This window comes from Gilvimarinus agarilyticus (assembly GCF_000832015.1).
Taxonomy (GTDB): domain Bacteria; phylum Pseudomonadota; class Gammaproteobacteria; order Pseudomonadales; family Cellvibrionaceae; genus Gilvimarinus; species Gilvimarinus agarilyticus.
Genome location: NZ_JXCJ01000001.1, coordinates 1,199,067 through 1,222,163, shown reverse-complemented (window position 1 = coordinate 1,222,163; position 23,097 = coordinate 1,199,067). Strand labels below are relative to the sequence as shown.

Below are 23,097 nucleotides of genomic sequence, written 5' to 3'. Positions count from 1 at the left end.
AATCCCTTACTTGGAGTAAAGCTCTACGATAAGGTTTTCGTTGATCTCAGCCGGCAAGTCGCTGCGATCAGGAACGCGCTTATAGGTGCCTTCCTTCTTGTCAGCGTTAACTTCAACCCACTCAACATCAGCGCGCTGACCCGACAAGGTCAAAGCGTTCTGGATGCGCAGCTGGTTTTTAGCCTTTTCGCGAACCGCAACGACATCACCTTCCGCTACCTGAAAAGAAGCGATGTTAACGGTTTGGCCGTTAACGGTAATGCCTTTGTGAGATACCAGCTGACGCGCTTCTGCGCGAGTTGCGCCAAAGCCCATGCGGTAAACCACGTTATCCAAGCGACATTCCAGCAATTTCAGCAGGTTCTCACCAGTCGCGCCTTTGCGACGAGCGGCTTCTTTGTAGTAGCCACGGAACTGCTTTTCCAGAACGCCATAGGTGCGACGTACTTTTTGTTTCTCGCGCAACTGGATGCCGTAATCAGACAGGCGTCCGCGACGCTGACCATGCTGGCCAGGAGCGGTTTCCAGTTTACACTTTGAATCCAGCGCGCGTGCACCACTCTTCAGAAAGAGGTCAGTACCTTCGCGACGGGACAGTTTACAAGTTGGTCCAATATAACGTGCCATTAGTTTGCCCCCTTACACTCGACGTTTTTTCGGCGGACGACAGCCATTGTGTGGTATCGGCGTCACGTCTGTGATGTTGGTAATTTTATAACCAACGTTATTCAGGGCGCGCACGGCAGACTCGCGGCCGGGCCCTGGGCCTTTTACTTCCACGTCAAGGTTCTTCAAGCCGTACTCTTTAGCGGCTTCACCAGCACGCTCTGCTGCTACCTGAGCGGCGAACGGGGTGCTTTTACGTGAACCGCGGAAACCTGAGCCACCTGAAGTTGCCCAAGTCAGGGTATTACCCTGGCGGTCGGTGATCGTAACGATCGTGTTGTTAAAAGAGGCATGGATGTGTGCAACACCATCCGCAACCTGCTTTTTGACCTTCTTTTTGGTCGTAGCTTTATTACCTGGCTTGGCCATAGCAATTCTCTTCCTAACTGTTGTTACCGTACTTGAATGTGAGCGAAAACCAGCGAATTAACGCTTAATTGGCTTACGCGGACCTTTGCGGGTACGTGCGTTAGTCTTAGTACGCTGACCACGGAGCGGCAGACTACGACGGTGGCGCAAGCCACGGTAGCATCCCAAATCCATCAGACGTTTAATGTTCATAGACACAACACGACGCAGGTCACCTTCTACGGTGAACTTGCCCAACTCATTACGGATTTGGTCTACCTGTTCTTCGCTCAGTGAGCCAATTTTGGTATCTTCCGCAATGCCTGTAGCAGCACAAATCTGCTTGGCAGTGGTCCGGCCTACCCCATAGATATAAGTCAGGGATATAACCGCGTGTTTATGGTCTGGTATGTTTACACCAGCAATACGGGCCATTCAAATTACTCCAGTAACTCTAAAATTGCAGCGTTGACGTGAAATTACACCACCCCGACGCACCATGGTAAAAAGGCGCGCAAGGATAGCGGTAAAAACACAAAAAAGCAATAGCCTGGCGATTTCTCACCAGACGACAGTCAACGCCCCCTATTGTGCAAGCCAGCCGAGATAAACCTTTAGTGTTTCAGCTGACAGAAAAGGCGGCATAGTATGCCACCTTTTCTGGCCAATCGGCAACCAGAGGCTGCCGGATTGTCTTGCTTAGCCTTGACGCTGCTTGTGGCGTGGCTCGGCGTTGCAAATTACTCGCAAAACACCGTTACGACGTACCATTTTGCAGTTGCGGCAAATCTTTTTAACAGAAGCACGAACTTTCATGATCCTACCCTTAAAACCGGGATTAGCGAGCGTTGCCGCTGCCGTATCCCTTTAAGTTTGATTTCTTCATCAGTGATTCATACTGATGGGACATCAAGTGAGATTGAACCTGAGACATAAAGTCCATCACTACCACCACTACAATGAGCAGTGAAGTGCCGCCTAGGTAGAATGGCACATTAAAGGCCACCACCAAGAACTGGGGCATCAAACACACTACCGACATATAGATGGCGCCTACTACTGTCAACCGAGTAAGGACACTATCGATATACTTGGCTGATTGCTCGCCGGGACGAATCCCCGGAATATAAGCACCTGATTTCTTCAGGTTGTCAGCCACTTCTTTTGGGTTAAACATCAACGCCGTGTAAAAGAAGCAGAAGAACGCAATCAAACCGGTGAACAAAATAATGTTCAAAGGCTGGCCTGGGCCAATCGCCAAGGCAAAGTCCTGCAAGAAGTTACTCACAACACCTTCGCCGCCCTCACCAAACCACTGCGCGATTGACGCAGGGAACAGCAATATCGAGCTGGCGAAGATCGCCGGAATAACACCCGCCATATTGATCTTGAGAGGTAAGTGGCTAGTCTGAGCCGCGTAGGCCTGACGGCCCTGCTGACGCTTAGCGTAGTTCACTGTAATGCGACGCTGGCCACGCTCGATCCGGACAATCGCCCAGATTACCGCCATAGCAACAACCGCAATAACCAACAACATCAAAATGTGTAAGTCACCCTGGCGCGCGCTTTCAAACGCTGCACCAATCGCTGTCGGGAAGCCCGCAACGATACCGGCGAAGATCAGCATGGATATACCATTACCAATACCGCGCTCGGTTACCTGCTCACCCAGCCACATCATAAAGACGGCGCCGGTAACCAGTGAGGTAACTGCAATAAAGTAAAAAGCGAATCCTGGCTCACCACCATAGGCGAAACCGGAAAAGCTTACCGCCATTGCCATCGCCTGAACGGTTGCGAGAATCACAGTACCGTAGCGAGTGTACTGGTTAATCTTGCGACGACCGGCATCACCCTCTTTTTTCAGCTGCTCCAGTGACGGAGTAACGGCGGTCATCAATTGCATGATAATCGACGCTGAAATGTAAGGGAAAATACCCAGCGCAAGAATACTCATACGCTCAAGAGCACCGCCCGAGAACATATTAAACAGGCCTAGCACCGTTCCCTGATTCTGATTAAACAGATCGGCAATGCGCTCTGGGTCGAGACCCGGAACTGGAATGTGGGTACCGATACGGTAAACCACGATTGCCAAAAACAGAAAACGAAGGCGAGCCCAAAGCTCGCCCAACCCTTTTTGATTTGCTAACGGCAGATTACCGGGAGTTGCCATTGGCACCTCTTACTCTTCGACTTTACCGCCGGCCGCTTCAATGGCAGCTTTGGCGCCTTTTGTTACAGCAATACCCTTCACTGTAACGGCTTTTTTCACTTCGCCTGAAGCAAAGATCTTAGCACGCTTGATTTGCGAGCCGATCACGTCAGCTTGCTTCAAGGTTTCCAGATCTACTACTTCGCCTTCGATAAGGTTCAGCTCGTTCAAACGCACTTCCGCAGTAACACGGCCGATACGTGAGCTAAAGCCATACTTAGGCAAGCGTTTTTGCAAAGGCATCTGACCGCCTTCAAAGCCCGGAGCAACACTGCCGCCAGAGCGTGATTTAAGACCTTTGTGGCCTCGACCAGCAGTCTTACCCAGACCACTACCGATACCACGGCCAACACGCTTCTTGCTATGGGTGCTACCTGGAGCGGGACTCAGCGTATTAAGACGCATGTTATTCTCCCTCTACCTTAATCAGATAGTTCACAGTATTAATCATGCCACGCGTAGATGGAGTATCTTCAACCTCTACAGTGTGACCGATGCGACGCAGCCCTAAACCAGTAACACAAGCCTTATGGTTCTTCAGTCGGCCTGCGGTACTCTTCAGCTGAGTCACTTTAATCATTTTCTTAGCCATGCTCGTATACCGCTGTCTAGTAATCGGACAATGCCAATTAGTTCAGAATATCTTCTACGCTCTTACCGCGCTTAGCTGCAACAGACTCCGGAGAGGCCATTGACTTGAGCGCCTGGAACGTAGCGCGAACTACGTTTACAGGATTGGTAGAACCGTAGCACTTAGCCAGAACGTTCTGTACACCGGCAATTTCAAGTACTGAACGCATCGCACCACCGGCAATAACACCGGTACCTTGAGAAGCTGGCTGCATGTAAACCTTAGAGGCGCCGTGGCGACCTTTAGTGGCGTACTGCAGTGTATCACCGTTTAGATCTACAGAGATCATATTACGGCGAGCTGCTTCCATAGCTTTTTGAATAGCTACTGGCACTTCGCGCGCTTTACCGCGACCAAAGCCGACTTTACCGTTACCGTCACCAACTACAGTCAGTGCGGTGAAGGCAAAGATACGGCCACCTTTAACAGTTTTGGCAACACGATTGACCTGTACCAGTTTTTCCTGGAAGCCTTCGTTGTTGCTGTCATCTTTCTTAGTAAAAGCCATGTCTTTACCCTTAGAATTCCAAACCAGCTTCACGCGCGGCATCGGCTAATGCCTTTACGCGACCGTGATATTTGAAACCGCTACGATCAAAGGCCACCTGGGTGATACCGGCGGCCTTGGCACGCTCGGCGATCAACTCGCCAACGGCTTTAGCGGCTTCTGCGTTACCGGTTTTACCGCTACGCAGTGACTTGTCCAGTGTAGACGCACTTGCCAGAACACTCGCGCCATCTTGCGCGATGATCTGCGCATATATGTGACGTGGGGTGCGGTAAACGCTTAAACGGTTAGCACCCAACTCACGAATCTTGGCACGGGCACGGCGCGCACGGCGAAGACGAGATTGCTTCTTATCGCTCATAACCTAGCCCTTACTTCTTCTTAGCTTCTTTACGACGTACTTGCTCGTCGGCAAAACGCACACCTTTACCTTTATAAGGCTCTGGTGGACGCAGGCTGCGAATTTCTGCAGCTACCTGGCCGAGCAGCTGCTTATCAGCGCTCTTAAGTACGATATCGGTCTGGCTTGGAGTTTCCACTGTTACACCCTCAGGAAGGGTATAGTTAACAGGGTTAGAGAAACCCAAAGACAGGTTTACAGTTTTTCCTTCAGCTTTGGCACGATAACCAACACCGACTAACTGTAGCTTCTTCTCGAAACCTTCAGTTACGCCGTGCATCATGTTACCGACCAGGGCACGCATGGTGCCTGCCAACGCGATGGACTGCTTGGCGCCGTCACGGGCGGTGAAGCGCAGAACATTTTCGTCCTGTTTTACTTCAACTTGCTCGTGAATTGTCAGCGCCAACGTGCCCTTGCTGCCTTTTAAGCTAAGGTCTTGCCCATTCAGGGTGACATTAACTGCAGCAGGCACTTCAACCGGACTGTTTGCAACTCGTGACATGGTTCTTCCCGTTAGAATACTGTGCAGAGGACTTCACCACCAACGCCAGCGGCGCGGGCAGCACGATCAGTCATAACACCTTTACTTGTCGAAACGATGGCAACACCCAGGCCGTTGCGAACACTCGGCAGCTCGGTTTTACCAGCGTAATTGCGCAAACCGGGGCGACTAACGCGAACGAGTTCAGCGATAACCGGCTTKCCTTCAAAATACTTCAGGTCAATCGTCAGGTCGGCTTTTGGGCCTTCGCTAACGGTGTGACCAGTAACGTAACCTTCTTCTTCCAAAACTTTGGCAACACTTACTTTCAGCTTTGAAGATGGCATGGTGACGTCAGTCTTACCAACTTGCAGCGCATTACGAATGCGGGTCAGCATATCTGCTAACGGATCTTGCATACTCATCTGAATCTGCTCCTATATATGGGTCTTGAGCTTACCAGCTCGACTTAACCAGACCCGGGACATCACCGCGCATAGCTGCTTCGCGCAACTTGTGGCGGCAAAGACCAAACTTACGATAAACGCCGTGTGGGCGACCAGTTACGCGACAGCGGTTACGCTGACGTGAAGCACTGGCATCACGTGGCAGTTTTTGCAGTTTAGCTTGCGCTTCCCACACTTGCTCTTCAGATGAAGCAGGGCTCGAAACAATCGCCTTAAGCTCAGCACGTTGAGCGCTGTACTTTTCGACCAGACGAGCACGTTTTGCTTCGCGCGCAATCATTGATTTTTTAGCCATGTCTCTACCCTTAGCCTTTGAACGGGAAGTTAAACGCTTTTAACAAAGCGCGACCTTCTTCGTCGTTGCGTGCAGATGTGGTGATACAAATATCCAAACCGCGCAGCTTATCGACCTTATCGTAGTCGATCTCCGGGAAGATAATTTGCTCAGTCACACCCATAGAGAAGTTGCCACGACCGTCAAATTGCTTAGGGCTGATGCCGCGGAAGTCGCGAATACGTGGAATCGAGATCGAAATCAGACGATCCAAAAACTCGTACATACGATCTTGACGCAAAGTCACTTTACAACCGATCGGCCAACCGTCACGGATCTTAAAGCCAGCAATAGACTTGCGCGCTTTAGTTACCACAACCTTTTGACCGGCAATCTTTTCCAGATCACCAACGGCGTTTTCAAGGACTTTCTTATCGCCCACAGCTTCACCAACACCCATATTAATGGTGATCTTGGTAATGCGTGGCACTTCCATTACGTTTGCCAGCCCCAACTCTTCTTTCAGTTTGGGAGCGAGCTCTTTGCTGTATATCTCTTTAAGCCTAGCCATGTCACTTACGCCCCTACGGCTTCGCCAGTGGATTTGAAGACGCGCACTTTCTTGTCGCCTTCAACCTTGAAGCCAATGCGATCAGCTTTTCCGGTTGCTGCGTTAAAAATCGCAACATTGGAAACATCAATAGCGGCTTCTTTCTCTACAATCCCACCAGGAACGCCCATTTGCGGGTTAGGCTTCTGGTGTTTTTTGACGATATTGATACCAGCAACGATCACTTTATCGTTCGGCATAACGCGAACAACTTTGCCACGCTTACCTTTATCGCGACCGGCGATAACAATTACTTCGTCATCACGTTTTATCTTGCGCATTTGTCTGCCCTCGACTCTCCGACTCTGCCAAAGTACTTAAAGTACTTCAGGTGCCAGAGAAATGATTTTCATAAATTTCTCGCCACGCAACTCACGAGTCACGGGTCCGAAAATACGTGTACCAACTGGAGCATCTTGGGCGTTCAGTAGCACAGCAGCGTTATCGTCGAACTTGATCAATGAACCGTCCTGACGACGCACACCTTTTTTGGTGCGTACTACTACCGCCTTCATCACCTGGCCTTTCTTCACTTTACCGCGAGGAATTGCTTCCTTAACGGTAACTTTGATGATGTCACCCACGGCTGCGTAACGACGGTGAGAGCCGCCAAGCACCTTGATGCACATGACTCGGCGAGCGCCGCTATTGTCAGCTACATCTAAGTAGGATTCTGTTTGAATCATCGTCCGTCTCCGAAACTATTTAGGTCGCTAGAAATCCTTAGATTTCAGTAGCGCGCTCTTCGATTTTTACCAAAGTCCAAGACTTGCTTTTAGACAGCGGGCGTGACTCTGCGATAGTTACAGTGTCGCCCATCTTGGACTCATTGTTTTCGTCATGCGCTTTAAGCTTAGATGACTTACTCACGTACTTGCCATAAAGCTCGTGCTTTACACGGCGCTCGATCAGCACAGTAATGGTTTTATCCATTTTGTCGCTAACTACTTTGCCGGTCAGCGTACGAGCCAGTTTTTCTGCCTGAGTCATCGTTAGTTACCTGCCTTTTGTCTAAGCGCCGTCTTGATGCGAGCAATATCTTTACGAGCCTGCGACAACAAGTGCGTCTGGTTCAACTGACCAGTCGATGCTTGCATACGCAGCTTGAATTGCTCTTTCAGCTGTGCAAGCAACTCGTTGTTCAGCTCTTCAACGGACTTTTCCCGGAGTTCTGAAGCTTTCATCACATCACCGAACGTTTAACGAATGTTGTATTAATAGGCAACTTTGCCGCGGCCAAGGCGAAGGCTTCACGGGCCAACTCCTCACTAACACCGTCCATTTCATACAGGACTTTGCCTGGGCAAATCTGTGCCACCCAGTATTCCACGTTACCCTTACCTTTACCCTGACGAACTTCCAGAGGTTTTTCGGTAATTGGCTTATCCGGGAAAACTCGGATCCAAATTTTACCACCACGCTTAATGTGGCGGGTCATTGCACGACGGGCCGCCTCAATTTGACGTGCAGTAATGCGACCGCGACCCGTGGCTTTTAATCCAAAGTCGCCAAAGCTAACCTTGGAGCCGCGATGGGCTAAACCGCGGTTGCGGCCTTTCTGTTGCTTGCGAAACTTCGTACGCTTCGGTTGCAGCATCTTGCGTACCCCTTACTTAGACTTTGAGCCTTTTTTCTTAGGTGTCGTTTCCGGTTCAACATCACCGATAACTTCGCCTTTGAAAATCCAAACTTTAACGCCAATAATCCCGTAGGTTGTTGACGCCTCTGCGGTGTTGTAGTCGATGTCGGCACGCAATGTGTGCAACGGCACTCGACCTTCGCGGTACCATTCAGAGCGTGCAATCTCAGCACCTCCAAGACGGCCACCTACCTGAATCTTGATACCCTCGGCACCTTGACGCATGGCGTTTTGTACAGCGCGCTTCATAGCGCGACGGAACATAACGCGGCGTTCAAGCTGAGAGGCAACACCCTGGGCTACCAGAGCCGCATCCAGATCAGGCTTGCGAATCTCTTCAATATTGATATGGACAGGCACGCCCATTAGCTTGCTAACTTCAGCACGCAGTTTATCAACATCTTCACCTTTCTTACCGATCACAATACCCGGACGAGCCGTGTGAATAGTGATACGCGCAGTGTTAGCTGGGCGCTCGATATCAACGCGGCTAACCGATGCACTGGCCAGCTTATCCTGAATGTACTCGCGCACTTTCAGGTCGGTGTTGAGTTTATCTGCGTACTCGTCGCTGCCGGCATACCAAGTAGAGGTATGGCTTTTGACGATACCCAGACGAATACCTGTCGGATGTACTTTCTGTCCCATAACGCCTGCTCTCTTACTGGTCGGCTACTTTTACGGTGATGTGACAAGTGCGCTTGATAATGCGGTCTGCACGACCCTTAGCGCGAGGCATGATGCGTTTCATGCTCATACCCTCGTCTACAAAAATAGTAGACACTTTCAGCTCATCAACATCAGCGCCTTCATTGTGCTCTGCATTTGCAATAGCAGATTCAAGCACTTTCTTAACTATCGCAGCGCCCTTCTTCGGGCTAAAGCCCAGAATATCAAGAGCATCTTCAACGCCTTTTCCACGAATTTGATCTGCAACCAAACGCGCTTTCTGCGCCGACAGACGAGCACCGCGTAACTTTGCTGCTACTTCCATCGTATTACCTCGTTAGGCACTTAGCGCTTAGCGCTTTTTAGCTTTCTTGTCTGCAACGTGACCGCGATATGTGCGGCTAGCGGCAAACTCGCCCAGTTTGTGCCCAACCATCTCTTCGTTGATCAGGACTGGCACATGTTGACGCCCGTTATGTACCGCCAGAGTCAAGCCAACCATCTCCGGAAGAATCATGGAGCGGCGAGACCAGGTTTTGATCGGGCGACGATCATTTTTTTCGATCGCTGCTTCGATCTTCTTAATCAGGTGAAGATCGATAAAAGGACCTTTCTTCAGTGAACGTGGCACTGTTGCTTCCTCTTTTGGTTGTTAGGTCGTCAATTAGCGCTTATCGCGACGACGCACAATCATCTTGTCGGTACGCTTGTTCTTGCGCGTTTTATAACCCTTAGCCGGAGTACCCCAAGGTGAAACCGGATGACGGCCACCAGAAGTACGGCCTTCACCACCACCGTGCGGGTGATCCACCGGGTTCATGGCAACACCACGAACGGTCGGGCGAACACCGCGCCAGCGAGTAGCGCCAGCCTTACCCAGTGAGCGCAAGCTGTGCTCACTGTTTGATACTTCACCCAAAGTGGCGCGACACTCGCTCAATACGCGGCGGGTTTCACCGCTACGCAAGCGCAAAGTGGCGTAAACACCATCACGGGCAACCAAGTTGGCAGAGGTACCAGCAGAACGTGCAATTTGCGCGCCCTTACCAGGCTTAAGCTCTACACAGTGAACCACACTACCGACTGGAACGTTACGCAGCGGCAAAGTGTTACCCACTTTGATCGACGCAGCGTCACCAGATTCAATTTTGTCACCAGCGGTCAAACCTTTAGGAGCGATAATATAGCGACGCTCACCATCGGCATAACAAACCAGCGCAATATGTGCGGTGCGGTTCGGATCGTATTCAATACGCTCAACAGTCGCCGGAACACCGTCTTTGTTACGACGGAAATCAACCAGGCGATAATGTTGCTTGTGACCACCACCAACGTGGCGGTTGGTAATCCGACCGGCGTTGTTACGACCACCAGATTTGGATTTCTTTTCCAACAGGGGCGCGTAAGGCGCACCTTTGTGCAAGTCCGGGCTGACAACGCTTACTACAAAGCGGCGACCGGGCGAGGTTGGTTTACGTTTTACAATAGCCATTGCAACAGTCCCCTTACTCAGCTACCGCAAAGTCGATGTCCTGACCTTGCTCAAGGCGTACGTATGCTTTTTTCCAGTCACTGCGCTTGCCGAGACCGTAGCGTGTACGCTTGGTTTTACCCTTAACGTTCAAAATGCGAACTTGCTCGACTTTAGTGTCGAACAGCGCTTGAACAGCGGCCTTCACTTCTAGCTTGGTAGCATCCGAGGCGACTTTAAAAACCACCTGATTGCCAGTTTCGCCAGCAGCTGCAGCTTTCTCAGAAACCACAGGGCCTAACAAGACCTTATAAATGCGCTCTTGATTCATCCCAGGATCTCCTCGAATTTCTTCATCGCAGGCACGGTCACAACTACTTTGTCGAAGCGAATCAGGCTAACCGGATTCACGGCGGCAACGTCGCAAACATCAACCTTATGCAGGTTGCGTGAAGCCAGGTACAGGCCTTCACTAACATTCTCGGTGACTACCAGCGCTTCAGACAGGCCGTATTGACCTAACTTTTGCACCAGAGCTTTGGTCTTAGGAGTTTCCAGATCGAAATCCTCAACCACCACCAGACGATCCTGACGGTTCAGCTCAGACAAAATGCAACGCAGTGCAGCGCGGTACATTTTCTTGTTCAGCTTTTGCTCAAAGCTACGTGGCTTGGCGGCAAAGGTTACACCGCCGCTGCGCCAAATTGGGCTGCGGATGGTGCCGGCACGGGCGCGGCCAGTGCCTTTTTGACGCCAGGGCTTTTTACCGCCACCAGCAACTTCAGAGCGAGTCTTCTGGGCCTTGGTACCCTGACGGGCGCCTGCCATATAGGCAACAACCGCTTGGTGAACCAGGTCCTGATTAAATTCTTTACCGAAGGCCACCTCAGATACTTTCAAGGTACCGTTGGAGCCGCCGGGAGTTACAATATTTAATTCCATGGTCGTTTCCCCTCGGACAACTATGCGTTGGTGCGCGCTTTAACTGCTGGACGCACAATGACGTCACCACCCGGAGCTCCGGGGATGGCACCTTTGACCAACAACAGATTGCGTTCGGCATCAACTCTAACCACTTCTAGGTTTTGAACAGTTACCTGCTCATTGCCCATTTGGCCAGCCATTTTTTTGCCCTTGAAGACGCGGCCCGGGGTCTGACATTGTCCGATAGAACCGGGAGCACGGTGAGACAAAGAGTTACCGTGAGTAGCGTCTTGCATGCTGAAATTCCAGCGCTTAACACCACCTTGGAAACCTTTACCTTTGGAGGTACCGGTAACGTCGACAATCTGGCCCGCTTCAAAAGCAGCCACAGTCAACTCACCACCGGCTTCAAAACTTTCTTCTGAGTTGTTACGCAACTCCCACAAACCACGACCAGCCTCATTGTTAGACTTGGCGAAGTGACCTGCAGCAGATTTGCTAACACGGGAGGCACGACGAGACCCTACGGTTACTTGCACAGAGCTGTAGCCGTCGGTTTCTACATTCTTAACCTGAGTGATGCGATTGGGAGAAACCTCAATCACAGACACGGGAATGGAAACACCATCATCGGTAAATACACGAGTCATACCGCTCTTGCGGCCGACAATACCAATCGTCATCTTACTAACCTCTATAGTGTACGGGGCTGTTACCCGCTATGGCCGCCCATTTCAGAGCGTTACACACGACCGGACTGGAATGCCCGGTCAACATTTACTTTTTAACCGAGACTAATCTGAACCTCAACGCCTGCAGCCAAATCTAGCTTCATCAGGGCATCTACAGTTTTTTCAGTAGGCTCGACAATATCGAGCAAACGCTTATGTGTACGAATCTCGTATTGATCGCGCGCGTCTTTGTTAACGTGCGGAGAAATCAATACAGTGAAGCGCTCTTTGCGAGTCGGCAAAGGAATAGGGCCACGCACTTGGGCACCTGTTCGCTTAGCGGTCTCTACGATTTCCTGAGTCGAAGAATCGATAAGCTTGTGATCGAAAGCCTTCAGGCGAATCCTAATGCGTTGATTCTGCATGTGAACCAAACTCCAGTCATATACTTTAAAGAACAAACCATCCCGGCAAGACCACCAGGGTCCGTGCAAAATGGAGGCGCAATCTTAATGATCGAGGCACACCCTGTCAACAACAAAACACAAAAAACTGATAATATTTTGATCAACCACCTCAAGCCCCAGATATTTAAGCCTGACGCGCCGCCAACCCTGACTAAAAACGCCAACGGGGCGGCGGCGACACCCGAAGGCGCCCGCCTGCCATATAAATGAAGCAAGAGCTAACCACAGACAAACAGCAAGGGGCCGACACAAGACCTGAAGCGGCAAGATAGGCTAACGCAGGGGCGTCAGACAGGCGGTGGGGCCCAAAAACCACTGAACCCCCACACCCGCAACACTAATCGATGGCGCGCAGAATACTCTCCACCATTTTTTTGGCATCGCCAAACAACATCATCGTATTGTCATTAAAGAACAGCTCGTTTTGCACGCCCGCATAACCGGCCGACATGCCGCGCTTAACAAACAGCACCGTCTTGGCCCGCTCGACATCCAAAATTGGCATGCCAAAAATCGGGCTCGCGGGGTCGGTTTTTGCCGCCGGGTTCGTCACATCATTGGCGCCAATCACAAAGGCCACATCGGCCTGCGAAAACTCGCTGTTAATATCCTCTAACTCAAAGACCTCATCGTACGACACATTAGCCTCAGCCAGCAGCACATTCATGTGCCCCGGCATACGGCCAGCCACAGGGTGGATGGCGTAACTCACTTTAACGCCGGCTTTTTTAAGCTCGTCGACCATTTCGCGCAGCGCGTGCTGCGCCTGAGCTACGGCCATACCATAGCCCGGCACAATAATCACCGAGCCGGCATTTTTCATTATAAAGGCAGCGTCATCGGCACTACCCTGCTTTACGGGCCGGTCGTCCACCTCGCCACCACTGGCCGCCGCCGTACTATCCCCCCCAAAACCACCCAAAATGACACTAAAAAATGAGCGATTCATGGCCTTACACATAATATAAGAAAGAATAGCGCCGGAAGAGCCCACCAACGCCCCCGTCACGATCAGCGCGTTGTTGTGCAAGGTAAAGCCGATGCCGGCTGCCGCCCAACCCGAGTACGAGTTAAGCATACTCACCACCACCGGCATATCGGCGCCACCAATAGGGATGATCAACAAAAAGCCCAATACAAACGCCAGCGCCACCAACAACCAGAACACCCAGGGCGACTGATCGACACAAAAATAACCCACCAGCCCCAGCGCGGCGATGCCAAGCAAGGCATTAAGCCAGTGCTGCCCCGCAAACGTCACTGGCCGGCCGGACACCAGCCCCTGCAGCTTGGTGAAGGCAATTATGGAACCCGAAAAGGTAATCGCCCCGATCATGGCACCAAGGGCCATTTCGACCCGACTGGCAATAAAGATCTCTCCGGCGCTGTCGAGCAAGCCAAACGATGCCGGGTGTGAATAAGCCGCCCCCGCCACCAACACCGCCGCCAAGCCAACCAGCGAGTGAAACCCCGCCACCAACTGCGGCATCGCCGTCATAGCGATGCGCGATGCAATCAGCAGCCCGACCGCACCACCGATCACCACCGCCACCAATATCCAGGTGTAAGACTCAATCTCGGGGCTGAGTATCGTCGTCGCCACAGCGATGGCCATACCGACCATACCCATGGTATTGCCGGCGCGAGAGGTCTCCGGTGAAGACAACCCGCGCAGCGCGAGAATAAACAATACCGCCGCCACCAGATAGGCGAGCGCCGTCACATTCGCTTGTAGTTCCATACCTCCCCCTTACTTCTTCTTTTTATACATGGCCAGCATGCGCTGGGTTACGGCAAAGCCGCCAAAGATGTTCACAGAGGCCAACATAACCGCCACAAACCCCAACACCTTGGCCAAACTCATCCCGTCTGGGCCGGCCGCTATCAGCGCCCCCACCACAATCACACTGGATATCGCATTAGTGACCGCCATTAGCGGTGTGTGCAGCGCCGGAGTAACACTCCAGACAACGTAGTAACCGACAAACACCGCCAACACAAAAATGGATAACTGAGATATAAAATCGCCGTGCATAACCGCCTCCTATTATTGCTCTGCCTGCTGCGCAGCGAACGCCGCATGCACCACCTGACCGTCACGAGTCAGAGTCGCGGCCGCCAGGATTTCATCGTCAAAATCCAACGCCAGGCTCGCACCAGACTCGCCCTCGGCACTAGCCACCAACGGGGTTAAGTAATTCAACAAGTTTTTCGCGTAGAGTGCGCTGGCATCAGCAGCCAGGCGGCTTGGCACATTGAAGTGTCCCACCACTCTAACGCCACCCGCGTCAACCACCTCCCCCGCTCTGGAGGCTGTGCAATTGCCGCCCTGCTCGACCGCCAGATCAACAATGATCGAGCCCGGACGCATACTCGCGACCATCTCATCGTTAACCAGAATCGGGGCTTTGCGACCGGGAATCAGCGCGGTGCATATCACAATGTCTTGCGTCTTAATCGTGGCCGCCACCAACTCAGCCTGAGCACGCTTAAAATCATCGCTCATTTCTTTAGCGTAGCCGCCGGCGGTTTCGGCCTCCCGAGTCTCTTCAGAGTCCACCATAACGAAGCGACCGCCAAGACTCTCAACCTGCTCTTTAGCCGCCGGGCGAACATCTGTGGCCGAGACAATCGCTCCTAAGCGTTTGGCGGTGGCAATTGCCTGCAGACCGGCAACCCCTGCCCCCAACACCATCACCTTGGCGGGCGCCACCGTGCCGGCAGCGGTCATCATCATCGGCATTGCGCGGTCGTACTCGTAAGCGGCATCAAGCACAGCCCGATAGCCGGACAAATTACTTTGCGAGCTAAGCACGTCCATGCTTTGCGCACGACTAATGCGCGGCACAAACTCCAGCGCCATCGCCGTAACCCCCGCTTTCGCGTAGGCCGTCACGGACTCCGGGTCGCTGAAAGGTGAAAGCACCGCAAGCAGTAGCGCACCCCGCGGGATCAGCGCCAATTCATCCAGCTCGGCCTCACCGGCAAGCAGCGGACGCTGCACTTTAAGTACAACGCTCGCCCCCTGATATAGCCGGGCAAGATCCGGCTCGACCACGGCACCCGCGTTTTGGTACAGATCATCGGGCACCTGACTCTCAAGGCCGGCGCCAGCCTCAACCACTACCTCAAAACCCAGCGCGATGAATTTTTTTACGGTCTCGGGGGTGGCCGCCACGCGTCTTTCGTGGGCACGACGCTCCCTTGGCACGGCTATTTTCATAGACTTACCCTCTATTCTTATTAGGATGGAAGTACTAGAGCCTGCTAGCACTAATTGAGCCGCCTAGCTGGCGGCCCCCAATGAACGAGAGGCAACAACACTGGGAGCAAAAAGGGCCCCAGCCTCTCAGGTTGGATTCAATTAGTATTAACAGGCCTCTGTTGAATGTAGGCGCGGCACCCGCAAACCGCAAGCACCCGCCCAACACGAAGAGGGCTACACAACGGCGCCGATCTTCCAGGGGTTAAACTCGGCATCCCCATAGCCCAGCTCTTCGCTCTTGGTCTGCTCACCGGATGCGATGGCCAGCAGCCGGTCAAAAATCTTTTGCCCGAGCGTCTCGAGCGTTTCGTCACCGTCGGTAACCGCACCACAGTTAATATCGATATCGTCCTGCATGCGATGGTAAACGGCCGTATTGCTCGACAACTTAACGCTCGGCACCGGCTTGTAGCCAAACGCTGAGCCGCGCCCCGTAGTAAAGGCCACCACATTCGCGCCAGAGGCCACCTGCCCGGTCACCGACACGGGGTCAAAGCCTGGGCTATCCATAAACACCAAGCCTTTTTTGACAACCGGCTCGGCATAGCGGTACACCGCGGTCATCGTCGTCGAGCCGCTTTTAGCCTGAGCGCCCAGCGACTTCTCTAAAATAGTGGTTAAACCACCCGCCTTATTACCCGGTGACGGGTTATTGTTCAGCTCAAAGCCGTGGGTACTGGTGTACTCTTCCCACCAGCGGATGCGCTCCAACAACTGTTCGGCCACCTCCGGCGAAATAGATCGCTGGGTCAACAGGTGCTCGGCGCCGTAAATTTCTGGCGTTTCAGAGTAAATTACTGTGCCGCCATGGCGAATCAAGATATCACCGGCCACACCCAGCGCCGGGTTCGCCGTAATACCACTCATGGCATCGCTACCGCCGCACTGCACCGCCAGCACCAACTCAGAGGCAGGGCAAGGCTCGCGACTGGCCTCGTTAACGCGAGGCAGCATCGCCCGAACATACTCGACACCCTGCTCAACAGCGTTACGCGTCCCGCCCACACCCTGAATATTGTAAGCCTTAAAAAGCTCGGACTGCGCCAGACCGGCCTGAGCCAAAACGCCGTCGACCTGCATGGTTTCGCAGCCAAGCCCCACCAGGAGCACACCGCCAAAGTTGGCGTGCGCGGCATAGCCTTCAAAGGTTCGCTGCAAAATCTCGTAACCTTCACCCTCAGCGCGCATGCCGCAGCCAGACTCATGCGTTAGTGCGACAACACCGTCAACATTGGGGTAGTCAGCCAATGCACCGGGATAACTAAAACTGGCCGCAATTTGCTTGGCGACCGTAGCCGAACAATTTACGGTTGTGAGAATGCCGATGTAGTTGCGGGTACCCACTTTGCCACTGGCGCGGCGATAGCCCTGAAAGCTCGCCTGCTCCGCATCGGGCACATAAGCCGTGGGCTCGGCGTGGCGACAAAAGCCATAATCCTTGGCAAAGTCGCCAACGATACAGTTGTGCGTGTGCACATGCTGCCCCGCCGCAACGTCGGCGGCGGCATAGCCGATAAACTGCCCATACTTTATGATCGCCTCGCCCTGCTTAATAGGCTCTACCGCAAACTTGTGCATTTCAGCGATCGGATCTGTAACCTGTACCGCACGCCCCGCAACATCCAGGCAATCTCCGGCAGCCAGTTCACAAACCGCAATGGCAACATTATCGTTTTGATGCAAGTGAATGAACTTACTCACAACCACCCCTACTTTCTGATATATATTCAAATTTCTTTTGCGGCGCCACAGGAGCACACCACAACAGCATGACGGCAAAGTTAACAGGTAATTGGTCAGACCGCAATATTATTTTGGTATGACTAAAAAACAAGCCTCTTTGCTTGAGTGGCATAGCCATTCTTGCTAGAATCAGTCAGTCAAACTTTCATATAATGAAGCGCGAATCCATGAACGTATCCATAGACACCGGCAGGCTCAGTGGCGGACGACTCTACCAGAGGGTTGCAGAGCAGCTAGCAGCCGTCATTAATGGCGGGGAATACCCACCCGGCTCACGGCTACCGGCCGAGCGCAAGCTCGCCGAGCGCTTTGAGGTCAGCCGCCCCACTGTGCGCGAGGCCATTATTGCACTCGAGCTGGCAGGCTTTGTCGAGGTGCGCGGCGGCTCCGGTGTGTATGTGTGTGACGGCCACGCCGACAAGCTCGCCAGCAGCGCTCTAGACGTCGGCCCTTTTGACATCCTTGAGGCGCGTATCCTGTTTGAGGGCGAAGCCGCCGAGCTGGCCGCCAAAAAGATCACTGCCGAAGAGCTTGCCGAAGTACGCCAGGCCTTGAGCGATATGGTGACCGAAAACGAAGGTGAGCCCATCTGCGAAAAAGCCGATGAAAACTTTCACATGCTAATCGCGCGCGCCACCAAAAACGACGCAATCATCTCGGTTTGCAGCCACTTGTGGGGGCTGCGCAATAGCTCACCCGTCTCGGCGCGCATTCTAGAGAAAGTACGCCAGGCAGGCTCCAAGCCCCGCATTGAAGAGCACAACGCCATCCTCGAAGCACTCGAAGCCCGCAACGGCCCAGCAGCGCGTGCCGCCATGCGCGAGCACTTAACCCGCGTAATTCAGCAGCTACTGGACGCCACCGAAGCCGAGGCCGTAGAAGAGGCGCGCCGCAAGGTTATGCACAGCCGCGAGCGCTTTAACCTGATCGATTAATGTGTGACAACGGTGGCCAGCTTGTCAAGGCCACCGCACCCTGCCTGACAAAATAACCAATTTGGTATTACCAAAACCAGCTTTTTGCGTTAACCTTGCAGCACCAATAACAAACGCTATCACAGGGTTAACCATGAATAAGCTGACTCGACGCACTACCCTTAAAGGCTTGGCCGCACTCCCACTGGCCGGCTGCGCCGCCCACCAAGCAAGCCAGAGCGCAACCCGAAGCTCTGCCGCCCCCTGGCATCTGGCCGACGAGATTGCGGCGCAAATTAACCCGCCGACGTTTCCCAAGCGCGACTTTACCATCACCGACTTTGGCGCCAAGGGTGACGACAGCACCGATTGCAGCGAGGCCATTAAAAACGCCATTGCCGCCTGCCACAAAGCTGAAGGCGGCCGGGTAGTTATCCCCGCCGGAACCTTCTTAACAGGCCCGATCCACCTACAGTCGAACGTCAACTTACACCTGGAGGATGGCGCGACCCTCGCCTTCTACACCGACCCTAAACGCTTCTTGCCAGAAGTTTTCACACGCTGGGAAGGGGTCGAGTTCATGGGTTACTCCCCCCTTATATACGCCTACGGCCAAAACAACATTGCCATCACCGGCAAGGGCACACTGGATGGGCGCGCCAATGAAACCACCTGGTGGCCCTGGAAAGGCAACGAAGAATGGGGCAAGCCCGGCTTTCGTAGCCAAAAAGAAGGCCGCGATCAACTTTTTGCCGACGCCGAGGCCGGTATCCCTCCCGAGGAGCGCCACTATGGCGACGGGTTTTACTTTCGCCCTCCTTTTGTGCAGCCTTACAATTGCCAAAACATCCTTATTGAAGATATCACCATCGTCGCCGCCCCTTTCTGGCTGCTCAACCCGGTACTTTGTGAAAATGTAACCGTGCGCGGAGTAACCCTGAAGAGCCTTGGCCCCAACTCCGATGGCTGTGACCCCGAGAGCTGTAAAAACGTACTCATTGAAGACTGCCACTTCGATACCGGCGATGACTGTATCGCCATCAAATCCGGGCGCAATGCCGACGGGCGGCGCATCAACACTCCCACCGAGAATATCGTGATTCGCAACTGCGAAATGCTGGCGGGGCACGGCGGCGTGGTGATTGGCAGTGAGATATCGGGCGGCGTACGCAACGTGTTTGCCGAAAATAACACCATGAGCAGCCCCGATCTGGAGCGCGGCTTTCGCATAAAAACCAACTCAGTACGCGGCGGCGTACTAGAGCACCTATATATGCGTAACTGCACCATTGGCACTGTGCAAAACGCTATCGTCATCAATTTTTATTACGAAGAAGGCGATGCCGGCAACTTCGACCCAACCGTACGCCATGTAGAAGTAAACAACCTCGTGTGTGAGGACGCCAACCAAGTGTTTCGGGTACGAGGGTTTGACCGGGCCCCGATTATCGACCTGCGCTTTATCGACTGCGAATTTAAGCACGCCAACAACCCCGGCGTTATCGAAAACGTGGATAAACTGACCATCGACAACGTCTCTATCAACGGCAAGCCATTCCGAGCCTGATAGTCACCACGACCAAGAGTGGCCCGACCAATTTGGGCCACCCGCCTTACCCGCCCCGACAACCACACCCACCACGCCCAAAAGCCACAGCCATAAACAATTTTTACAAATAAAAAAATGCAGACGAAATCCGTAAAAACTAGTGAATAGATCATACAATAACCGAAAATTTACCTAATATTGGTAATGCAGAAACTATTGATTGGTCTGCCAAACTATGCGACTATCATTCGGCTACCAGAATAATTGGTCTATGCAATACAACTTGCTCAACAACAAAACCGAAATAGATGGGGATAAAATAATGAATAATCCTAAACTGAAACCCTTGGTTGTTGCTGTTGCTCTTGCGAGCGCAGCGTCAACTTATGCCCAAGAACAAAGCTCCGACAACGAGATGTTAGAAGAAGTGGTGGTAACTGGCTTTCGCGCTTCGCTCGAGTCAGCGCTGGATCAAAAGCGTGAGGCAACCGGCTCTGTGGACGCTATTGTTGCCGATGACATCGCCAGCTTCCCCGACATGAACCTGGCCGAATCGCTACAGCGTATTCCCGGTGTGGCCATTAGCCGCGTCGGCGGTGAGGGGCGTCAAATCTCGGTTCGCGGTCTCGGCCCCGAATTTACTCGCGTGCGCATTAACGGTATGGAGGCGATGTCCTCTAGCGGCGGCACTGATGCTGCTGGCGGTGCCAACCGCGGCCGCGGTTTTGACTTCAATGTGTTTCCGTCTGAACTGTTTGGCAACCTGGCCGTACGCAAGACAGCCTCGGCAGACGTAGAAGAGGGCTCGCTAGGTGCCACCGTAGACATGAACACGGTACGCGCCTCTGACTATGACGAGTTTACCGCCTCTATCTCCGCACAAGCTGGCTACAATGATTTATCCGAAGACACTGACCCACGGCTTAACTTCCTGGTAAGCAATATGTTTGCCGATGGCAAAGTCGGCGTGCTGTTAGCCGGMTCCTACTCGGAGCGCACTTTGTTAGATGAAGGTGCCAGTACCGTGCGCTGGGATAATTCCAACGATTTTGGTACCTACCAAGGCAGCGCCGACGACGCGCGCCTGACGGAAGTTAATGACGCTTTCCGCCCTCGTCTGCCACGATACGATTTTTATCAGCACGAGATGGAGCGCACCGGCCTGGCAGGCTCGATTGAGTTCTTGCCCACCGACTCTACCGAAATCAGCTTAGACATGCTTTACTCGAAGCTGGATCAAAGCCGCCAAGAAACCTTTATGCTGGCGGCCCTAAATAACAGCTCCTACGCCGGCGCCATGAACGTGTTAAGTCACACGCTGGACAACACCAACACCGTGACCGCCGCATCGTTCGAGAACGCCACTATTCAGGCCGAAAACCGCTACGATGAACTGTCTACTGAATTTACTCAGGTTAACCTGAACTTCAGCCAAGACTTAGGCGATCGCACTCGCCTAAGCGGTATGGTTGGCCGGTCTGAGTCCAATTTTGAAAATCCGATTCAAACCACTATTATCGCCCGCAAGCAGGGTATCGACTTCTCGTACGACTACAGCGGCGCCAACCGCACCGACCCAGTATTAACCTACGGCAATGAAGTGGGCGATGTAAATGGCTGGGAAAACGGCGGCATTCGCTTACGCCCAATCACCACGGACAACACCTTCGACAGCGCCTCGGTTGATTTAGAGTTTGACCTAAACAACAGCATCACCTTAAAAGGTGGCGTGTTGTACAAAGACTTCCAGTTCGCCACCAATCAAGCGCGACGCGCCTCTGAAAACGACGCCGGCGTCGTGCTGGATGCCAACAGCATGATGGTTATTGACTCTGGCCTTGGCAGCAACATCTGGGCAGTACCAGACATTGACGCCATCAACGCCGCCAATAATATTTACAGCAACACCGGTGAGTTTGAAGTCAGCGAAGAAAACCGTCTGGTCGACAACTATTCGGCCGAGGAAGAGAGCCTGGGCGTTTACGCACAGCTCGTGTTTAACACCCAAATCGGTGATACGCCGGTACGCGGTGACATCGGCGTGCGCCGGGTTGATACCGACCAATCCTCTACCGCCTACTCAAATTCGGCCGGTGACTTTATTACCGCTGAGCACAGCTACACCGAAACCCTGCCGTCGGCCAACATCGTATTCGAGCCCATCGAAGACGTGCTGATCCGTGCCAGTTACGCCGAAGTAATGGCACGTGCTGGCATTGCGAGCTTACGTCCAAACGTATCGGTCTCTGTATCAGGCGGTTCACGTAGCGTAAGCGGTGGTAACCCGACACTGGAGCCAACCCGAGCTAAAACTTACGACTTGTCTACCGAACTCTACTTCGATAACGAGTCGATGATGAGCTTTGCGGTGTTCTACAAAGACATCGAGAGCCAGGTGCAAAGCGTTCGTGAGACTAAGCCATATACCGAAACCGGCCTGCCTATTGACCTGGCTGTTGCTGCCTGTGAAGCCGGCCCAGGCTACGGCGGCACCTCAGGTTGCGATGAAAATGTTAACTGGGAGGTGTCCTCTCCTACCAACGCACCAGGCGGCCCACTGTACGGTTTTGAGGTTAGCTACCAACAACCGTTTACCTTTTTGCCTGGCCCGTTTAGTAACTTAGGTTTTATTGGTAACTTCACCTACGTTAAAGCGCAGCTGGACTATCTGAACTCCGACGGTGAAGTAGTTGCTACGCAGGACTTGCTGGGCATGTCGGAAGACACCTCGAGTGCAACACTGTACTACGACGATGGTTCATTCCAGGCACGGGTGTCAATGACCGACCGCTCGGGCTACTTAACCAATGCGACTGGGCGTAACGGCAATGACCGTGAAGGCACCAACGGCACCACCAACATAGATGCCTCTATCTCTTACGACTTTAACGAGCACCTCTCTGTAAGTCTTGAAGGCCTGAACCTGACCGACGAAGTAGAAGATCAATGGGTAGACGCCAGCGGTAACCGCTTGTCGTACTACCACTCTACTGGCCGTCAGTTCTATGTCGGCGCTCAGTATAAGTTCTAAAACCTAGGTAAATTTGCAGGGCTCTCTTTGAGAGCCCTTGCTTTTAATAGCCTAAAAAACTTTGGTTAGAGGCCTCCGGCTGCTAACCAAAGTTTTTTACCATTACTTACACTGCAACCCTTATCGTGGGATAAAAATGTAGCTCGGATTG

General features: G+C 52.9%; 34 protein-coding genes. 4 read left to right on the top strand and 30 right to left on the bottom strand.

Going from position 1 to position 23,097, the window contains the following annotated elements:
- Nucleotides 1-6: 6 nt before the first annotated feature.
- From rpsD to rpsJ, 26 genes are all read right to left on the bottom strand, one after another.
- Nucleotides 7-627, bottom strand: a complete 621-nt coding sequence (gene rpsD / locus SD69_RS05340; protein ID WP_041522393.1) for a 30S ribosomal protein S4 — start codon at nucleotides 625-627, stop codon at nucleotides 7-9.
- Between the two features lie 12 nt (nucleotides 628-639).
- Entirely contained in the window at nucleotides 640-1,035 is a 396-nt protein-coding gene (rpsK, locus tag SD69_RS05335; RefSeq protein ID WP_041522392.1) for a 30S ribosomal protein S11, read from the bottom strand.
- Between the two features lie 57 nt (nucleotides 1,036-1,092).
- Nucleotides 1,093-1,449 (bottom strand): 30S ribosomal protein S13, encoded by a 357-nt coding sequence (rpsM, locus tag SD69_RS05330; protein ID WP_041522391.1) that lies wholly within the window; start codon nucleotides 1,447-1,449, stop codon nucleotides 1,093-1,095.
- A gap of 264 nt (nucleotides 1,450-1,713) precedes the next feature.
- Nucleotides 1,714-1,830, bottom strand: coding sequence for a 50S ribosomal protein L36 (gene rpmJ / locus SD69_RS18400; RefSeq protein ID WP_020210089.1), 117 nt, complete (start codon nucleotides 1,828-1,830; stop codon nucleotides 1,714-1,716).
- 22 nt (nucleotides 1,831-1,852) lie between these two features.
- Nucleotides 1,853-3,190 (bottom strand): preprotein translocase subunit SecY, encoded by a 1,338-nt coding sequence (gene secY, locus SD69_RS05325; protein WP_041522390.1) that lies wholly within the window; start codon nucleotides 3,188-3,190, stop codon nucleotides 1,853-1,855.
- A gap of 9 nt (nucleotides 3,191-3,199) precedes the next feature.
- On the bottom strand, nucleotides 3,200-3,634 hold the full coding sequence (gene rplO, locus SD69_RS05320) for a 50S ribosomal protein L15 (protein WP_041522389.1): 435 nt from the start codon (nucleotides 3,632-3,634) through the stop codon (nucleotides 3,200-3,202).
- Between the two features lies 1 nt (nucleotide 3,635).
- Nucleotides 3,636-3,821 (bottom strand): 50S ribosomal protein L30, encoded by a 186-nt coding sequence (gene rpmD, locus SD69_RS05315; protein WP_041522388.1) that lies wholly within the window; start codon nucleotides 3,819-3,821, stop codon nucleotides 3,636-3,638.
- Between the two features lie 37 nt (nucleotides 3,822-3,858).
- Nucleotides 3,859-4,368 carry a 30S ribosomal protein S5 gene (gene rpsE, locus SD69_RS05310; RefSeq protein ID WP_041522387.1) on the bottom strand — a complete coding sequence of 170 codons (510 nt, stop codon included), beginning with the start codon at nucleotides 4,366-4,368 and terminating at the stop codon, nucleotides 3,859-3,861.
- Between the two features lie 10 nt (nucleotides 4,369-4,378).
- A complete protein-coding gene (gene rplR, locus SD69_RS05305) occupies nucleotides 4,379-4,729 on the bottom strand; it encodes a 50S ribosomal protein L18 (protein ID WP_041522386.1) in 351 nt (116 codons plus the stop codon).
- 10 nt (nucleotides 4,730-4,739) lie between these two features.
- Nucleotides 4,740-5,273, bottom strand: a complete 534-nt coding sequence (gene rplF / locus SD69_RS05300) for a 50S ribosomal protein L6 (RefSeq protein ID WP_041522385.1) — start codon at nucleotides 5,271-5,273, stop codon at nucleotides 4,740-4,742.
- 11 nt (nucleotides 5,274-5,284) lie between these two features.
- Nucleotides 5,285-5,677 carry a 30S ribosomal protein S8 gene (gene rpsH / locus SD69_RS05295; protein ID WP_041522384.1) on the bottom strand — a complete coding sequence of 131 codons (393 nt, stop codon included), beginning with the start codon at nucleotides 5,675-5,677 and terminating at the stop codon, nucleotides 5,285-5,287.
- A 31-nt stretch (nucleotides 5,678-5,708) separates the two neighbouring features.
- The gene (rpsN, locus tag SD69_RS05290; protein WP_041522383.1) at nucleotides 5,709-6,014 is read right to left on the bottom strand and encodes a 30S ribosomal protein S14; all 306 of its coding nucleotides are present in this window, start codon (nucleotides 6,012-6,014) and stop codon (nucleotides 5,709-5,711) included.
- Nucleotides 6,015-6,024: 10 nt separating this feature from the next.
- Nucleotides 6,025-6,564, bottom strand: coding sequence for a 50S ribosomal protein L5 (gene rplE, locus SD69_RS05285; protein WP_041522382.1), 540 nt, complete (start codon nucleotides 6,562-6,564; stop codon nucleotides 6,025-6,027).
- Nucleotides 6,565-6,569: 5 nt separating this feature from the next.
- A complete protein-coding gene (rplX, locus tag SD69_RS05280) occupies nucleotides 6,570-6,884 on the bottom strand; it encodes a 50S ribosomal protein L24 (RefSeq protein WP_041522381.1) in 315 nt (104 codons plus the stop codon).
- A 36-nt stretch (nucleotides 6,885-6,920) separates the two neighbouring features.
- On the bottom strand, nucleotides 6,921-7,289 hold the full coding sequence (gene rplN, locus SD69_RS05275) for a 50S ribosomal protein L14 (protein ID WP_041522380.1): 369 nt from the start codon (nucleotides 7,287-7,289) through the stop codon (nucleotides 6,921-6,923).
- Between the two features lie 37 nt (nucleotides 7,290-7,326).
- Entirely contained in the window at nucleotides 7,327-7,593 is a 267-nt protein-coding gene (rpsQ, locus tag SD69_RS05270) for a 30S ribosomal protein S17 (protein WP_041522379.1), read from the bottom strand.
- 2 nt (nucleotides 7,594-7,595) lie between these two features.
- Entirely contained in the window at nucleotides 7,596-7,787 is a 192-nt protein-coding gene (gene rpmC, locus SD69_RS05265; RefSeq protein ID WP_041522378.1) for a 50S ribosomal protein L29, read from the bottom strand.
- The gene (gene rplP, locus SD69_RS05260) at nucleotides 7,787-8,200 is read right to left on the bottom strand and encodes a 50S ribosomal protein L16 (protein ID WP_041522377.1); all 414 of its coding nucleotides are present in this window, start codon (nucleotides 8,198-8,200) and stop codon (nucleotides 7,787-7,789) included. The genes rpmC and rplP overlap by 1 nt, the downstream gene beginning before the upstream one ends.
- 12 nt (nucleotides 8,201-8,212) lie before the next feature.
- On the bottom strand, nucleotides 8,213-8,890 hold the full coding sequence (gene rpsC, locus SD69_RS05255) for a 30S ribosomal protein S3 (protein WP_041522376.1): 678 nt from the start codon (nucleotides 8,888-8,890) through the stop codon (nucleotides 8,213-8,215).
- Between the two features lie 13 nt (nucleotides 8,891-8,903).
- Nucleotides 8,904-9,236, bottom strand: a complete 333-nt coding sequence (gene rplV, locus SD69_RS05250; protein ID WP_041522375.1) for a 50S ribosomal protein L22 — start codon at nucleotides 9,234-9,236, stop codon at nucleotides 8,904-8,906.
- Nucleotides 9,237-9,263: 27 nt separating this feature from the next.
- Nucleotides 9,264-9,542 carry a 30S ribosomal protein S19 gene (rpsS, locus tag SD69_RS05245; RefSeq protein WP_041522374.1) on the bottom strand — a complete coding sequence of 93 codons (279 nt, stop codon included), beginning with the start codon at nucleotides 9,540-9,542 and terminating at the stop codon, nucleotides 9,264-9,266.
- Between the two features lie 33 nt (nucleotides 9,543-9,575).
- Nucleotides 9,576-10,403 (bottom strand): 50S ribosomal protein L2, encoded by an 828-nt coding sequence (rplB, locus tag SD69_RS05240; protein ID WP_041522373.1) that lies wholly within the window; start codon nucleotides 10,401-10,403, stop codon nucleotides 9,576-9,578.
- Nucleotides 10,404-10,416: 13 nt separating this feature from the next.
- A complete protein-coding gene (gene rplW / locus SD69_RS05235) occupies nucleotides 10,417-10,713 on the bottom strand; it encodes a 50S ribosomal protein L23 (RefSeq protein WP_041522372.1) in 297 nt (98 codons plus the stop codon).
- On the bottom strand, nucleotides 10,710-11,324 hold the full coding sequence (rplD, locus tag SD69_RS05230; protein ID WP_041522371.1) for a 50S ribosomal protein L4: 615 nt from the start codon (nucleotides 11,322-11,324) through the stop codon (nucleotides 10,710-10,712). The genes rplW and rplD overlap by 4 nt, the downstream gene beginning before the upstream one ends.
- Nucleotides 11,325-11,344: 20 nt before the next feature.
- Nucleotides 11,345-11,989, bottom strand: coding sequence for a 50S ribosomal protein L3 (rplC, locus tag SD69_RS05225; RefSeq protein ID WP_041522370.1), 645 nt, complete (start codon nucleotides 11,987-11,989; stop codon nucleotides 11,345-11,347).
- Between the two features lie 101 nt (nucleotides 11,990-12,090).
- Nucleotides 12,091-12,402, bottom strand: coding sequence for a 30S ribosomal protein S10 (gene rpsJ, locus SD69_RS05220; protein ID WP_020210111.1), 312 nt, complete (start codon nucleotides 12,400-12,402; stop codon nucleotides 12,091-12,093).
- On the opposite strand from rpsJ, the gene SD69_RS18725 reads away from it, so the two are divergent.
- Nucleotides 12,403-12,654 carry a hypothetical protein gene (locus SD69_RS18725; RefSeq protein ID WP_157471617.1) on the top strand — a complete coding sequence of 84 codons (252 nt, stop codon included), beginning with the start codon at nucleotides 12,403-12,405 and terminating at the stop codon, nucleotides 12,652-12,654.
- A 127-nt stretch (nucleotides 12,655-12,781) separates the two neighbouring features.
- Here SD69_RS18725 and SD69_RS05215 read toward each other — a convergent pair whose 3' ends face one another.
- From SD69_RS05215 to SD69_RS05200, 4 genes are all read right to left on the bottom strand, one after another.
- Entirely contained in the window at nucleotides 12,782-14,185 is a 1,404-nt protein-coding gene (locus tag SD69_RS05215; protein WP_041522369.1) for an NAD(P)(+) transhydrogenase (Re/Si-specific) subunit beta, read from the bottom strand.
- Between the two features lie 9 nt (nucleotides 14,186-14,194).
- Nucleotides 14,195-14,479, bottom strand: coding sequence for a proton-translocating transhydrogenase family protein (locus tag SD69_RS05210; protein ID WP_041522368.1), 285 nt, complete (start codon nucleotides 14,477-14,479; stop codon nucleotides 14,195-14,197).
- Nucleotides 14,480-14,491: 12 nt separating this feature from the next.
- Nucleotides 14,492-15,667, bottom strand: coding sequence for a Re/Si-specific NAD(P)(+) transhydrogenase subunit alpha (locus SD69_RS05205; RefSeq protein WP_041522367.1), 1,176 nt, complete (start codon nucleotides 15,665-15,667; stop codon nucleotides 14,492-14,494).
- Nucleotides 15,668-15,883: 216 nt separating this feature from the next.
- Complete coding sequence (locus SD69_RS05200) at nucleotides 15,884-17,410, bottom strand: UxaA family hydrolase (protein WP_041522366.1); 1,527 nt, start codon at nucleotides 17,408-17,410, stop codon at nucleotides 15,884-15,886.
- Between the two features lie 209 nt (nucleotides 17,411-17,619).
- Between SD69_RS05200 and SD69_RS05195 the strand changes: the two genes are divergently transcribed.
- From SD69_RS05195 to SD69_RS05185, 3 genes are all read left to right on the top strand, one after another.
- On the top strand, nucleotides 17,620-18,387 hold the full coding sequence (locus SD69_RS05195; RefSeq protein WP_052480911.1) for a FadR/GntR family transcriptional regulator: 768 nt from the start codon (nucleotides 17,620-17,622) through the stop codon (nucleotides 18,385-18,387).
- Between the two features lie 133 nt (nucleotides 18,388-18,520).
- Nucleotides 18,521-19,933, top strand: a complete 1,413-nt coding sequence (locus tag SD69_RS05190; RefSeq protein ID WP_041522365.1) for a glycoside hydrolase family 28 protein — start codon at nucleotides 18,521-18,523, stop codon at nucleotides 19,931-19,933.
- Between the two features lie 304 nt (nucleotides 19,934-20,237).
- Nucleotides 20,238-22,946: a TonB-dependent receptor gene (locus SD69_RS05185; protein ID WP_041524462.1), complete on the top strand. Its 2,709-nt coding sequence runs from the start codon at nucleotides 20,238-20,240 to the stop codon at nucleotides 22,944-22,946.
- Nucleotides 22,947-23,097 lie beyond the last annotated feature (151 nt).